This window comes from Microlunatus ginsengisoli (assembly GCF_039537205.1).
In the GTDB taxonomy this organism is placed as follows: domain Bacteria; phylum Actinomycetota; class Actinomycetes; order Propionibacteriales; family Propionibacteriaceae; genus Microlunatus; species Microlunatus ginsengisoli.
The window spans coordinates 72836-86807 of sequence record NZ_BAABAB010000014.1 but is presented as its reverse complement, the minus strand read 5'-3'; the positions used below and the strand labels follow the sequence as shown (position 1 = coordinate 86807).

The 13972-nt window shown below is 69.8% G+C and carries 9 protein-coding genes; 5 read left to right on the top strand and 4 right to left on the bottom strand.

From position 1 onward, the window contains the following. Window positions 1-15: 15 nt before the first annotated feature. Window positions 16-879: a PrsW family glutamic-type intramembrane protease gene (locus ABD747_RS09785; protein WP_344803875.1), complete on the bottom strand. Its 864-nt coding sequence runs from the start codon at window positions 877-879 to the stop codon at window positions 16-18. Between the two features lie 276 nt (window positions 880-1155). Here ABD747_RS09785 and ABD747_RS09780 point away from each other — a divergent pair, with 276 nt between their 5' ends. Then, the gene (locus ABD747_RS09780; RefSeq protein WP_344803873.1) at window positions 1156-5010 is read left to right on the top strand and encodes a hypothetical protein; all 3855 of its coding nucleotides are present in this window, start codon (window positions 1156-1158) and stop codon (window positions 5008-5010) included. A 31-nt stretch (window positions 5011-5041) separates the two neighbouring features. Here ABD747_RS09780 and ABD747_RS09775 read toward each other — a convergent pair whose 3' ends face one another. Continuing rightward, a complete protein-coding gene (locus ABD747_RS09775; protein ID WP_344803871.1) occupies window positions 5042-5407 on the bottom strand; it encodes a YdeI/OmpD-associated family protein in 366 nt (121 codons plus the stop codon). 126 nt (window positions 5408-5533) lie between these two features. On the opposite strand from ABD747_RS09775, the gene ABD747_RS09770 reads away from it, so the two are divergent. Together ABD747_RS09770 and ABD747_RS09765 are read left to right on the top strand one after the other, a co-directional pair. Then, window positions 5534-6895, top strand: coding sequence for an FAD-binding oxidoreductase (locus ABD747_RS09770; RefSeq protein WP_344803869.1), 1362 nt, complete (start codon window positions 5534-5536; stop codon window positions 6893-6895). 97 nt (window positions 6896-6992) lie between these two features. Next, entirely contained in the window at window positions 6993-8444 is a 1452-nt protein-coding gene (locus ABD747_RS09765) for a DHA2 family efflux MFS transporter permease subunit (protein ID WP_344803867.1), read from the top strand. Between the two features lie 11 nt (window positions 8445-8455). Here ABD747_RS09765 and denD read toward each other — a convergent pair whose 3' ends face one another. Both denD and ABD747_RS09755 read right to left on the bottom strand, forming a co-directional pair. Next, a complete protein-coding gene (gene denD / locus ABD747_RS09760) occupies window positions 8456-9469 on the bottom strand; it encodes a D-erythronate dehydrogenase (protein WP_344803865.1) in 1014 nt (337 codons plus the stop codon). Between the two features lie 47 nt (window positions 9470-9516). Then, the gene (locus ABD747_RS09755; RefSeq protein ID WP_344803863.1) at window positions 9517-9954 is read right to left on the bottom strand and encodes an RDD family protein; all 438 of its coding nucleotides are present in this window, start codon (window positions 9952-9954) and stop codon (window positions 9517-9519) included. Between the two features lie 136 nt (window positions 9955-10090). Between ABD747_RS09755 and ABD747_RS09750 the strand changes: the two genes are divergently transcribed. Both ABD747_RS09750 and glnA read left to right on the top strand, forming a co-directional pair. After that, the gene (locus tag ABD747_RS09750) at window positions 10091-12265 is read left to right on the top strand and encodes a glutamine synthetase III family protein (RefSeq protein ID WP_344803861.1); all 2175 of its coding nucleotides are present in this window, start codon (window positions 10091-10093) and stop codon (window positions 12263-12265) included. Between the two features lie 269 nt (window positions 12266-12534). Beyond that, on the top strand, window positions 12535-13956 hold the full coding sequence (gene glnA, locus ABD747_RS09745) for a type I glutamate--ammonia ligase (RefSeq protein WP_344803859.1): 1422 nt from the start codon (window positions 12535-12537) through the stop codon (window positions 13954-13956). Window positions 13957-13972 lie beyond the last annotated feature (16 nt).

Below are 13972 nucleotides of genomic sequence, written 5' to 3'. Positions count from 1 at the left end.
CGCCTCGACGTTGCCTCAGCCGGTCCGGCGACTCCCGGTTGTGGAACGCCCGAGCCGGGAGTCCACCAGCCAGAGCGCGGTCAGCCCGACCACCGCGAGCGCGACATGCGCCAGCACCGTCTCGGACCGGTCCCAGACCGCGTGGGTGGCGATCACGGCCAGCACTGTGCCGACCAAGACGGCGACCGCGAGCACAACACCGCGCCGACGCTGCAGGGCGAGCACCAGTCCCGCCGCAGCCGCAGCGCCGAGCGCGGTCCAGGTCAGATGCGTGGCGGGGCTGAAGATTCCGCGGACCAGCAGCAGCTGATCGACCGTGGCCAGCGAAGCATCCTGCTCGTGCGCGGCGGCGTAGGCATAACCGAGGGTCTCCAGCACCGCGAAGCCGGCGCCCACCGCGACGCCGGACAGCAGTCCCACCCGAAGCAGGCCCGCATCGGCGGTGATCCGGGCGTACCAGAGCACCAGCGCTACCGCTGGGATCAGCTTCGCGACTTCCTCGACCGTGCCGACCACCAGTGGGGAGACGCTCGAGCCGGTGCCGATGGCGGCGTACTCCCCCAGCCCGGACAGTGCGAGCGCCAAGGCTCCGCCCGCCAGCCCTGCGCCGACCAGCGCCCCGGCCGACGGCACGCGCCGCCCGGCGAGCATCGGTGGGTAGCGGCTCCACAGCCAGGCCGCGAAGCCCACCGGAACGGTCGACGTCCCGACGACGACCAGCGCCGGCAGCAGATGGATCTCACCGGTGATCAGGTACGCGGCACGGAGCAGGGCGAAGAGCGCCACCCCGCACCCGGCGAGCACCGCGCCGACCCAGCCGCCGAGCCCCGAGCGACGCCCGGGCGACGCCGGCGGTCCGGACCCGGCTGGGTCGGTCATGATCGACTCCTTCCGGCTCCGCCGCCCACCCGGCGGAGGGGTGTTGGACTGCCTCTTGACCTCCGACGTCGGCTTCGAGACGAGGAGGTAGCTCACCGTATCGTCGGCGTCGTTCGCCGGGAGGGCGACGACGCGCTCGCGCCCGTCGACTCCGGCGGCGCCGGCCGCGCAAGTTCGCGCGAGTGCCACGAGAGTCTCCCGAGAGCGCGCGATCCGAAGGTTGCGTCGTGGTCGAAACCGATCACGGACCGACCAGGACGGAACGGAACCAGCGCCATGAACAACACCACTCCCTTCGGACCGCGCCAGACCACCGACTCCGGCTCGGCCGGAGCGGGATGGAGCCGCCGAGGCTTCCTCGGCGTGCTCGGTGCGGTCGGGATCGGCACCGTCGTCGGCTGCGCCGACGCCGGATCCGATGCCCAGTCCGTCATCGGCCGACCCGTCACCGGATCGGCGCCGCTTCGCCGACCGGACCGGACCGGAGGGGGCGCCCGCCTCGCCGGCGCCCAGCCGTACGCCCCGACGAAGCCGTATCAGCTGGCGTCGGTGTGCGAGCTGAGCGAGGACTACTTCCTGGTCCAGAACCACAGCATCGATCCCGACAAGGACAAGGTGGTGGCCTACAGCAGGTCCGACGGCCTGGTCGAGGCGATCGTGCTGCAGGACGGGGTCGTCAAGCAGGTGTTGCGCGACCCGACCCAGCCCGGCGGCTGGCAGGTCAACCCGCTGCCGGACGCCGAGGACGTGATCGACATGGTGGCCGGCGTCAGCGGAGCAGGCGGCACGTCGCGGCCGCCGGTGCTCACCGTCTGCTACGTGAAGTCGACGGACCCGAGGAACCCGACGCCGAGCGACCTGCTGACCGTGGCCACCCAGACGATGCTGCCCGGTTCGACGACCTTCGCCACCCGGACCGTGCCGTGGTCGGCGAAGGCGGGAGGGCTGCAGGTCTCGCTGAGCGTCGACGGCGGGCTGCTGATCGCCGCCATGGTCCCGGCCAGCGACTGGGACTCCAACTCCGACGACGCACAACTGCACTTCCTCGGCACCAACCCGGCCTACGATCTCACCTCCTGGCAGAGCGGGTCGATGACCCACTTCACCTACGACCCCACCCGCAACGGCGGCTGGGCAGCGGTGATCGCGCAGTCCCTGCCCGACGTCGAGGTCGCCCGGACCATCCACCTCTATTTCCCCGACACCGACCAGCCGACCGTGCAGATCCGCACCGCGAAGCTGACCGGCGGCGTGCTGACGGCGTCCTCTCCCGAGACGAGGCTGGGCGGACTGCCGCAGCCTCCCGAGGGCGGTCTGGCCGTTACCCGGGTCGAATACCTGAGCACGCTCGGCTCGAAGGACATGCCGACCGCACTGGTCTGGACCGAGCGCAGCTTCGACGGCGGCGTGGCGGGCAACCCGAGACTGTGGGCGGTCACCTACGACCCGTACCTGCCGTACACGAAGTGGGTCTGGACCGATCTCGGACTGCCCGGCTCGATCACCCAGGGTCCGAGCGAGATCCCGGTGTCGACGGCGTTGGTCCCCCGATCGCAGTCAGGTGCCACCGGCGGCGCGACGGTCCTGCTGGACATCTTCGTCGTGCTCGGCGACACCCTGCACGTGCTGCGCCAGATCGAGCAGGCAAAGTCCACCGACGACTCCCGGCACCCCGCGTACACGCCGCTGATTCCGCTTCAGCCCGGTGTGGCGACGATGACCAGCCAGGCCGCTGCGTCGACCGGCAACGAGCTGATGGTGATCGGCACCGACCACGTCCTGCAGACCCTGGAGAAGGACCCGGTCAGCGGGCGCTGGGTCGACGCCGAGCTGCAGCTGCCGGCGGAATCGCTGCAGCAGGACTCCGCCTACCGGGTCACCCTGACCCTGTCCGACGTGGCCTGGAATGCTGCCGTCGCCGGGGCGACGCTGAAGATCACCGCCTCCAGCGCCGCACCGGCCACGATCGAGGATGCCGCCGGCACGCGGTCCGTCGTGCTCGGCACCGAACCGGTCAGCCTGACCACCGACGACCAGGGCGACGCGGTCGTGGCGCTGCTCGCCGACGGCCTGTACGCGCCGACGCTGACGATCAGCACCGACGGCCTGGAGACCCCGGCCAGCGTCCAGCCGAGCGGCCCGGTCAACGCGTACATGTCGGGCGACACCAAGCAGAAGCTGAACTATCTCGACCCGCTGAGCCCGGCAGGTCTGACCAACGCCAAGACGCCGGACGGGATCACCGTGGCACCGGGCGCGGGCGACGCGGCCGCCGCCGGCGATGCCTTCGCCACCATGACCCAGGCGGCAACCTGGGGCGCCGCGGGATCGTCCGCCGCGGTCTCGTCCACCCTCGGCCGGGTCGACGGCAACCGGGCCCACCTGCGCGATCACCGCCACCGGCACCCCCACCCGCCGACCCGGCTGAGCGTCAAGGCGCAGGGCGCGGCGATCAACAACTGGTTCCACGACGCGATGCACGCGATCAAGAAGGGCGCGGTCAAGGTCACCAAGATCGTCGTCGACGTGGCGAACAAGGTGATGCAGCTCGCGGCCGACTTCGCGCACTGGGCGGACAACGTCGTCCAGGTCATCGTCAAGACCGTCGAGGACGCGGCCCACGTGCTGCACGCCACGTTCAACAAGCTCGCCGCCGACATCGTGCACGTGGTCAAGTGGCTCGAGGCCGAGGTGGTGGGACTGCTGAAGGACTCGGCGTACGTCGCGGGCAAGCTGAGCGGCTGGCTGGACGACTGCTGCACCTTCGTCGGCACCGAGATCGTCCAGCAGAAGGACGCGGTCGACCGGTGGCTGACCAGCCAGGAGGCGGCGATCCAGCGGCAGTTCGACGCCATCCGCGCCCGCTTCGGGCCGAAGGTCACCCTGGCGAACATCGCGACCAACCCGCCGGCGGCGCTCGGGTCTCGCCGACCACGGATCCTGCGTCAGTTCGACGCCGTCAACCCGCCCGGCGACGCCGCCGATCCGGACGCCCACCCGCACGGCGACTGGTTCTTCCGGAAGGTGAAGCACGCCCTGTCCAGCGGCGGGCTGAACACCCCCGACCTGGCCGGGGCCGACGTCAAGACCCTGATCGACAATCTGGTCCGTGCCGCCGGCACGGCACTCGCCGACTTCGCGAAGGCGTTCGCCGACTTCGCGAAGGCGCTGACCGCGATCGTGACCCATCCGGACAAGGCCGGAACCGTCGGCATCTCGATGCTGCTGAACGGGGTCAGCGAGATGCTGCACGGCGTGTTCACCCTGGCCCGGGCGGCGGTGGACACGGTGTTCGACCTGTTCGCGGGTCTGGTCAAGGTCGTCGGCGACATGCTGGCGACCAACGTCGGCTCGATGAAGATCGTCGGCGAGCTGCTGACCCTGGCGGGTCTGGGCAAGATCGAGATGCGGTCGGTCGCCACCATGATCCTGGCCTTCCCGACCGCGCTCGCCTACAAGGTCGCGCACGGATCGCACAGCCGGCCGTTCGACGGCGTCAAGGCGACCCGCTCGGGGAAGGGGCTGGCCGGCAACGCCCAGTCCGACCTGAAGTTCACCGGCTCATCGGTGATGGGCGTCTGGGCCTTCTTCGACGTGATCGCCGCGGGGTACACGGCGGCGCAGAAGGAGCCGCCGATGTTCCTGGCCGCGATCGACATCGCTGCGCCGGTCATCGTCGCGGGGCTGACCCCGCCGATGACCGACGGCGACGTGCCGACGTTCGCCAACCCGGTGAAGGGCGACAACCACGCTCAGATGATCTTCGCGTCGTGGATCCTCGGCGTCGTACCGGCATTCGTTGCGATGGCCGGCATCTACGTCGACCACCTGCTGAAGGCCAAGAAGTACGCCAAGGACGAGGCCGGCACCGTCAAGGACTCGCTGCTCTGGGTGCAGGCCGGCGCCGGACTGTTCTCCCTGGTCACCGGTGTGATCGGCGCCTCGCTGGCCGAGACGCCGTCCGGCGCCGACTACGCGGTCGCGGTGCTGAACAACGTCGCTCCCGGCTTCTCTCCGCTGCTCTCCGACGAGATCGTCGAGGCCACAGTGGGCGGCTCGGCCGCCGTGGAGATGGTGCTCACGGCCTTCTGCGGCCTCAGCGGTGCCGTGGTCTACGGGACGTCGAGCTGACGGGCGTATCTACCCGACGCGACGGGCGCGCTCAGGCCGGTGGCTCCCAGGTGCCACCGGCCTTTGCCGCCTCGACCGCCGCCCGGCCGGCCTCGGCCATCAGGCCCTCGGCCTCGAGCTCGGCCACCCGGCGCCGGTTCGGGGCACCCCAGCTGCTCTTCGCCCGGCGCGGGGTGAGCAGCATCTGGGTCCTCGTCTCGTCCAGGCCGCGGCCGCGGATGTCCACCCAGCCAAAGCAGAGCGCCTGCCGGACCACCTGCTCGTACGGGATCCAGCGCTCGCCGGCGTTCTTCTTGCCGTACACCGCCCAGACGCCCGCGGACATCGCGTGGTTCTCGGCCAGCCACCGCCGCAGCTCGGCCACGCTCGCGAACTCGACCTGCTCGTACTCGGGCATGGTGCCGATTCTCGCGCCCCCACCGGAAACTGTGCAGCTGTTGCAGCGACACGCCGACGGCAACTGCAACAACCGCACAGTTTCCGCGGAACGGGGCCGATGCGGGATGCGTACTAGGTTGGCGGCATGGTCGATGTCGACGCCCTGAAATCCTTGCTCCCCGACGGTGTGGTGGTCACCGAGGCGGCGACGCTGGAGAACTACCGGTACGACTGGTCCCGCGACCCCGACGCCGGCACCCCGATCGCGGTGGTCCGGCCGACCGACGCCGAGCAGGTGCAGGCCGTGGTCCGCTGGGCGGCCGAGCACCACGTCGGCATCACGCCGCGGGGCGCGGGCACCAGCCTGTCCGGCGGGTCCAGCGCGACCAACGGCGGCATCGTCGTCTCACTGGAGCGGATGCGGGCGATCGAGATCGACACCACCACCAGGGTCGCGGTGGTCGAGCCGGGCGCGTTCAACGCGGAGGTGAAGGCGGCCGCCGCCCAGCACGGCCTGTGGTATCCGCCGGACCCGTCGTCGTACGAGATCTGCTCGATTGGCGGCAACATCGCCACCAACGCCGGCGGGCTGTGCTGCGTGAAGTACGGCGTGACCACCGACTACGTCCTCGGCCTGGACGTCGTGCTCGCCGACGGCGAGAAGATCGTCCTCGGCGGCAAACGGATCAAGGATGTCGCCGGGCTGTCCCTGCTCAAGTTGTTCGTCGGCTCCGAGGGCACCCTCGGCATCATCACCCGGGCCATCCTGCGGCTGGTGCCGGCACAGCCGCCCAGGGCGACGCTGGTCGCGACGTTCCCCGACGCCGAGTCGGCCGCCCGGGCCGTGGTCGAGATCGGCCTGGTGACCCGGCCGTCGATGGTGGAGCTGATGGACAACGCCTCGATCAACATCGTCGAGGACGCCCGCACGATGGGCCTGGACCGGACCGCCGGCGCGCTGCTGGTGATCCAGTCCGACGCGCCCGGCGCTGCCTGCAGCGCGGAGATCGAGATCGCCGAGGCGGCCTGCGCCAAGTACGGGGCAACGGAGTGCTTCAGCACCGACGACCCCGAGGAGGGCGAGCTGTTCGTGGAGGCCCGGCGCGCGTTCTTCCCGGCGCTGGAGGGGCGCGGCGCGCTGATGCTGGAGGACGTCGGCGCACCGGTGCCGCAGCTGCCGGACCTGCTCGCCGGGATCGAGAAGATCGCCGCCAACCACGCCCTGGCGATCCCGGTCGTCGCCCACGCCGGCGACGGCAACACGCACCCGACCATCGTGTTCGACCCGACCGACGGGGCGGCCAAGGATCGGGCAGCGATCGCGTTCACCGAGATCATGGAGCTGGCGATCTCGCTGGGCGGCACGATCACCGGCGAGCACGGCATCGGCCGGTTGAAGAAGGAGCTGCTGCCGACCCAGCTCGGCTCCCGGGTGATGGAGCTGAACCGCCAGGTGAAGGCCCTGCTCGACCCGCAAGGGATCCTCAACCCCGGCGCCATCCTCTGATCCTCCGGGTGAGAGTGGCGTGAGAGTGCGGCGAGAGTCGCGCCGGCCATCGTTCTGACTGTCAGCTTCGGAAACGATCCACAGGCGGGAACGAACGATGTCCACTCCACGCAGCCCCTGGCTGGTGCTGGTCGCGATGACCGGCTCGCTCTCGATGATCATGCTCGACCAGACCGTGGTCACGGTCGCCCTGCCGTCGATGAGCCGGGAACTGCCGCTGTCCCCCACCGGTCAGCAGTGGGTGGTCAACGCGTACGTCCTCGCGATGGCATCGCTCGTCGCCCTCGGCGGCAAGCTGGGCGACCGGTTCGGCGGAGTCAGCACGTTCCGGGCCGGGGTGACGATCTTCTTCGTCGCTTCGGCGCTGTGCGGCCTCGTGCCGCACGGGCCGTGGGGCGAGCCGGCCATGATCGCCGCACGCGCCTTGCAGGGCGCCGGCGCCGCCTTGATGATGCCGGTCTCGGCGTCGATCGTGATCGGCGCCTTCGGCCCGGCCAGGCGCGGCCGCGCGATGGCGGTCTACACCGGGATCAGTCAGGTGTTCCTCGCGGTCGGGCCGCTGCTCGGTGGATTCCTCACCCAGGAGTTCTCCTGGCGCCTGGTGTTCTGGCTCAACGTGCCGGTCGGGCTCGCCGCCCTGATCATGGTCCGGATCGCCCGCCCGGAGAACACCCGGAACGCGGACGCCGCCATCCGGCTCGGCTCGGTCGCCCTGCTCGTGATCGGGATCGGCGCGTCCGTGCTCGCGATCCAGCAGGCCACGGTCTGGGGCTGGACCTCACCCGCCACCCTGATCTTGCTCGTCGCCGGCGTCGGGGTCACCGCCTGGTTCGTGCTCGGCCAGCTCCGCTCGTCCGACCCGCTGGTCGACGTCCGGCTGTTCGCCCGGCGTACGTTCGTCGGCAACGTGATCGTGATCGGGCTGGTCCAGTTCGGCCTGCTCGCCGTGGTGCTGTTCAGCTCGCTCTACGTCCAAGACCTGCTCGGCCTGGACCCGATGGTCGCGGGGCTCTGCGCGCTGCCGCTGATCGCCGGCATCGCGATCGCGGCCCAGGTCGGCGGTCGGTGGTACGACCGGTCCGGGGTCCGGCCACCGGTCCTCACCGGTCTGGCTCTCGCCGTCGTCGGGGTCGCGCTGTGGGCGGCGACGCTACCGCTGCTGAGCTACGGCCCGCAGGTCCCGGGAATGGCGATCACCGGTCTCGGCCTGGGCCTGATGATCTCGCCGACCAACACCGACGCGCTGAGCCGGGTGGCACCGGTCGAGCGGAGCCAGGCGGCCGGCCTGATGCAGACCGTCCGGCAGATCGGCGGCACCCTCGGTGTCGCGCTGATCGGCGCGGTCGTCCTCGGCATCGAGCACCACGGCACCCGGGCGCCGTCGCCGGAGAGCGCCGCCTGGGCGATCACGGTCGGCTTCGGGCTGACCGCGGTCGTGTTCACCATTGCCCTGCTGGTCGGCCGGCAGCTGCTGTCCAGGGATCGGGTGTCCGGCTCTGCGGCCCCGAAGCCGGAGTTGTCAGGCTCGCAGCACGCCGTCGCCAACTGAGACCCGACACCTCACCTGAGCGTGCCACCGAGCTCGTCGTCGATGTGGGCCCGGATGATCTCCTCCATCGAGGCATCGGCGGTGAAGCCCAGCTCGCGGGCCCGGCGAGCCTCCAGCCCCGGGGCCCACTCGGCGACGATCCGGGCGATCGCCGGGTCCGGCTCCCGGCGGATCAGGGCGACCGCCGCGTCCCCGGCGATCCGGCGGAGCGCCCCGATCTGCTCACCGACAGTGGCACTGACACCCGGCATGGCGAGCGTCGGATCCGGGCCGATCAGGGCGGAGTCGATCGTTGCCGCCCTGAGCAGGAAGCCGACCGCCGAACGCGGCGAGGCGAACCAGTGCCGTACGTCCTCGGGCACCGGCAGCACCGCCTCCTGCCCGGCCAGCGGCTCGCGCAGGATGCTCGAGAAGAAGCCGGAGGCGGCCAGGTTGGGCCTGCCGGGGCGGATGCAGATGGTCGGCAACCGGATCCCGACCCCGTCGACGAAGCCACGCCTGGTGTAGTCGGCCAGCAGCAGCTCGTCGATCGCCTTCTGGGTTCCGTAGCTGGTCCGCGGTGTCGCGGGGTACGCATCCGGGATCCGGTCCGGCAGCGGTGCGCCGTAGACCGCGATGGAGGAGGTGAACACCAGCCGTGGCGTATAGCCCTCGGTGAGGTGCGCGCGCCGGATCGCCTCCAGCAGATCCCGGGTGCCGTCCAGGTTCACCCGGTAGCCCTTGTCGAAGTCGGCCTCCGCCTCGCCGGAGACGACAGCGGCCAGGTGAAAGATCACGTCCGGCCGGCCGGCGACCACCGCCTCCGCGGCGCCGGTCGGGCCGAGGTCCGTCGCCACCCGATCGACCGGGCCGAACCAGCCCTCGATCGGCGCCGGCTCGACCACGTCGTACAGGCTCAGCCGCTCGATCGCCAGCTCCCGCACACCGTCGCTCAGCCCACCGTCGGCCACCAGCCGGGCGACCAGCTTTCGCCCGATCATTCCGGCCGCCCCGGTCACCGCCACCGTTCCCCGAGTTGTCACCATTTCAGCACGCTAAGGCGTGCTCACATGCTGACAACTCAGGGGATGGGTCAGCGGCGGTTGATCACCGCGGTGCCGGCAGCCAGGTCGTGCAGGCCGCGGCGGTCGGCACCGATCACCAGCGGCGGCAGCACCAGGCAGACCAGCAGGGCGCGGCCGTACGCCCGCAGCGGGCCGAGCGGTTCCCGGTCCAGCCGGACCACCGCGATCTTGGCCAGCAGCTGGCCGACGCTGCTGCCGAACAGCATCGTCCCGGTGCCGGTCTGGACGAAGAACACGGCGAGGATCATCCAGCTGCGCCAGTCGCTCTCGGTCAGCACGCCTCGTCCGAAGAACACCACCGCGATGGCCATCGAGACCGCCCAGTCGAAGATCAGCGCGGCGATCCGGGACCGCCAGGACGCGAGCGACCCCTGACCGGTCTCGGGCAGCCCGAGCCGCTCGCCGGGGTATTCCTCCTCGGCGTCCACCGACGTCTTCTCGGCCACCTCGCGAGATTACCCGGCCCGGCGGCGGGACGGGCGAGGTCACCCGCGCACGACGGTTACACCACCGCAACCGGACGGAAAAGGACGGGCCGTAGCGTCCAGCGCGACTGCGAGCCCAACCAAGGAGAGCAAGCCGATGAGTGGAAGCGATACCCGGCACGGCGCGATCGAGGCCGTGACGGCGTACCAGATCCCGGACAAGGACTTCGCCGAGCCGCTCGGCCGGCTGTTCGGCAAGAACGTCTTCGACCTCGCCCGGATGAAGAGCCGGCTGCCGAAGGTCGTCTACAACTCCGTGCTCGCCACGATCGAGAAGGGTGCTCCGCTCGACCCCTCGATCGCCGACTCGGTCGCGTCGGCGATGCGGGACTGGGCGCAGGAGAACGGCGCGTCCCACTACGCGCACGTCTTCTATCCGTTGACCGGCCTGACCGCGGAGAAGCACGACTCCTTCCTGGAGCCGGACAGCAACGGCTCCTCGCTGGCCCAGTTCACCGGCAAGACGCTGATCCAGGGCGAGCCCGACGCCTCCAGCTTCCCCAACGGCGGCATCCGCGGCACGTTCGAGGCCCGCGGCTACACCGGCTGGGACGTGACCAGCCCGGCGTACATCCTGGAGAACCCGAACGGCAACACCCTCTGCATTCCGACGATCTTCGTCTCCTGGACCGGCGAGGCGCTGGACAAGAAGACCCCGCTGCTGCGCTCCCAGCAGGCGATGGGCGCGCAGGCCGCCCGGCTGCTGAAGCTGTTCGGCCATACCGACGTCGACACCGTCGTGTCGTTCGCGGGTGCGGAGCAGGAGTACTTCCTGATCGACGAGCACTTCTACTTCGCCCGGCCGGACCTGATGAGCGCCGGACGTACGCTCTTCGGCGCCAAGCCGGCCAAGGGCCAGCAGTTCGACGATCACTACTTCGGCGCCATCCCGGAGCGGGTGCTGGCGTTCATGATCGAGGTCGACCGGGAGCTGTTCAAGCAGGGCATCCTGGCCAAGACGCGACACAACGAGGTCGCACCGGGCCAGTTCGAGATCGCGCCGCTGTTCGAGAAGGCGAACCTCGCCCATGACCACCAGCAGCTGATGATGACCACCCTGAAGAAGGTGGCCGAGCGCTACCAGATGACCTGCCTGCTGCACGAGAAGCCGTTCGCCGGTGTCAACGGCTCCGGCAAGCACGTGAACTTCTCGCTCGGCAACGCCAACCAGGGCAACCTGCTGAACCCCGGCGACACCCCGCACGAGAACGCCCAGTTCCTGACCTTCTGCGCGGCGATCATCCGCAGCGTCCACCTCTACGGCGGCCTGCTGCGCGCCGTGGTGGCGTCGGCCAGCAACGACTTCCGGCTCGGCGCCAACGAGGCGCCGCCGGCGATCATCTCCATCTTCCTGGGCGACCAGCTGATGGACGTGTACGACCAGATCGCCAAGGGCGGTGCCACCGGCTCCAAGGGTGCGGGCACCCTCGAGGTCGGCGTCGACACGCTGCCCAAGCTCAAGGCCGACCCGGGCGATCGCAACCGGACCAGCCCGTTCGCGTTCACCGGCAACCGGTTCGAGTTCCGTGCGCCCGGGTCGGGCCAGTCGATCTCCGGCCCGATGGTGGCGATCAACACCATGCTGGCTGATTCGATCGACTTCATCGCCACCGAGCTGGAGGCCAAGCTGGCCGCGGGCGTCGAGTTCAACGACGCGATCCAGGCGGTCCTGGAGGGCATCGTCACCGACCACGGCGCGGTCATCTTCAACGGAGACGGGTATTCCCAGGCCTGGCAGGAGGAGGCCGCGCAGCGCGGTCTGAAGAACCTGCGCACCACCCCGGACGCCCTGCCCGAGCTGCAGGATCCTGCCGTGATCGCGATGTTCGACAAGTACAAGGTGCTCAGTCCGCGGGAACTGCACAGCCGCCACGAGGTCTATCTCGAGCAGTACGTCCTCAGCGTCCACGTCGAGGCAGCTGAGACCGCGAAGGTGGCCAAAACCGCGATCCTGCCCGCCGCGCTGCGCTACCAGGCACTGCTCGCGGACAACGTGGCCAAGCTGAGCGCGGTCGACATCCCGGCCGATCGGACCATGCTGGACGAGGTGACCGCACAGATCGGCAAGCTGACCGCCGGTCTGGCGGCACTGGAGGGGGCGCTTGCGCACGAGAGCGAGGAGGCCTCCTCGCTCGACCACGCGACCCAGGCCAAGAACGAGCTGATCCCGCCGATGGCCGACGTCCGCGCCGCCGCCGACGCGCTGGAGGGTCTGGTGGCCGACGATCTGTGGCCGCTGCCGACGTACCAGGAGATGTTGCACATCCTCTGATGGCGCTCCCTGAGCCTGTCGCAGGGCTGTGGAATGCCCTTCGACAGGCTCAGGGCACGTTCGACCCGCGCTGAGCCGGTCGAAGGGCGAGTGTTCGGGGCACAGGCTGTGTCACATTCGCGAAACAATCGCGCAACGCCGTGGAAACGGGATCTCCGTATGTTCGGCGATTACCGAGGGCGATAGTCTCGCGCTCGTCCAGCCAGCCGTGTCCACCGGCACGGACCCGATCTCACCTGCGCGCGTGCGCGCCAGTCAGCGGAGGTTCAATGTTCACCAGCGCCGAGGAGCTCTTGGCCTACATCAAGGACGAGGGTGTCGAGATCGTCGACATCCGGTTCTGCGACCTGCCCGGCATCATGCAGCACTTCACGGTTCCGGCCGGCTCGTTCGACGAGGCCGTGTTCGAAGACGGTCTCGCCTTCGACGGCAGCTCGATCCGCGGTTTTCAGAAGATCCACGAGTCCGACATGGCCCTGCTGCCGGACCCGACAACGGCGTACCTCGATCCCTTCCGGGCCGCCAAGACGCTCTGCATCAACTTCTTCGTGCATGACCCGCTGACCAAGGAGCCCTACAGCCGCGACCCGCGCAACATCGCGCGCAAGGCCGAGGCGTACCTGGCATCCACCGGGATCGGCGACACCGCCTTCTTCGCGCCCGAGGCCGAGTTCTACGTCTTCGACGACGTCCGGTTCGAGACCAAGCAGAACACCGGCTACTACGCCATCGACTCCGTCGCCGGCGCCTGGAACACCGGCCGGGTCGAGGAGGGTGGCAACCGGGGCTACAAGGTCCGCTACAAGGGCGGCTACTTCCCGGTCCCGCCGGTCGACCACTTCGCCGACCTGCGCGACGTGATGGTGAAGAACCTGGAGGGCTCCGGGCTGGTCGTCGAGCGCGCGCACCACGAGGTGGGCACCGCCGGCCAGGCCGAGATCAACTACCGGTTCAACACGATGCTGTCCGCGGGCGACGACATCCAGAAGTTCAAGTACATCATCAAGAACACCGCCTGGGCGGCCGGCAAGACCGCGACCTTCATGCCGAAGCCGATCTTCGGTGACAACGGCTCGGGCATGCACGTGCACTCCTCGCTGTGGAAGGACGGCTCGCCGCTGTTCTACGACGAGGCGGGCTACGGCGGGCTGTCCGACATCGCCCGCTGGTACATCGGCGGCATCCTGGCTCACGCCCCGTCGCTGCTGGCGTTCACCAACCCGAGCGTGAACTCCTACCACCGGCTGGTCCCGGGCTTCGAGGCTCCGGTGAACCTGGTCTACAGCTCGCGCAACCGTTCCGCCGCGATGCGGATCCCGATCACGGGCTCGAACCCGAAGGCGAAGCGGGTCGAGTTCCGCTGCCCCGACCCGTCGTCGAACCCGTACCTCGCGTTCGCGGCCCTGCTGCTCGCCGGCATCGACGGCATCCAGAACAAGACCGAGCCGCCGGCCCCCATCGACAAGGATCTCTACGAGCTGCCGCCCGAGGAGCACGCGAACGTGCCGACCGTGCCGGACAGCCTCGGTGGTGTGCTCGACGCGCTCGAAGCCGACCACGAGTTCCTGCTGCAGGGCGACGTCTTCACCCCCGACCTGATCGAGACCTGGGTCGAGCTGAAGCGGGCCGACATCGACGCCGTGCGGCTGCGCCCGCACCCGCACGAGTTCGAGCTCTACTACGACGTCTGATCGGACTGTTCGCACG

Bases quoted from the DNA above. Each gene is read 5' to 3' on its own strand.
- ABD747_RS09785 (WP_344803875.1), bottom strand. From the start codon at position 879: ATGACCGACCCAGCCGGGTCCGGACCGCCGGCGTCGCCCGGGCGTCGC.
- ABD747_RS09780 (WP_344803873.1), top strand. From the start codon at position 1,156: ATGAACAACACCACTCCCTTCGGACCGCGCCAGACCACCGACTCCGGC.
- ABD747_RS09775 (WP_344803871.1), bottom strand. From the start codon at position 5,407: ATGCCCGAGTACGAGCAGGTCGAGTTCGCGAGCGTGGCCGAGCTGCGG.
- ABD747_RS09770 (WP_344803869.1), top strand. From the start codon at position 5,534: ATGGTCGATGTCGACGCCCTGAAATCCTTGCTCCCCGACGGTGTGGTG.
- ABD747_RS09765 (WP_344803867.1), top strand. From the start codon at position 6,993: ATGTCCACTCCACGCAGCCCCTGGCTGGTGCTGGTCGCGATGACCGGC.
- denD (WP_344803865.1), bottom strand. From the start codon at position 9,469: ATGGTGACAACTCGGGGAACGGTGGCGGTGACCGGGGCGGCCGGAATG.
- ABD747_RS09750 (WP_344803861.1), top strand. From the start codon at position 10,091: ATGAGTGGAAGCGATACCCGGCACGGCGCGATCGAGGCCGTGACGGCG.
- glnA (WP_344803859.1), top strand. From the start codon at position 12,535: ATGTTCACCAGCGCCGAGGAGCTCTTGGCCTACATCAAGGACGAGGGT.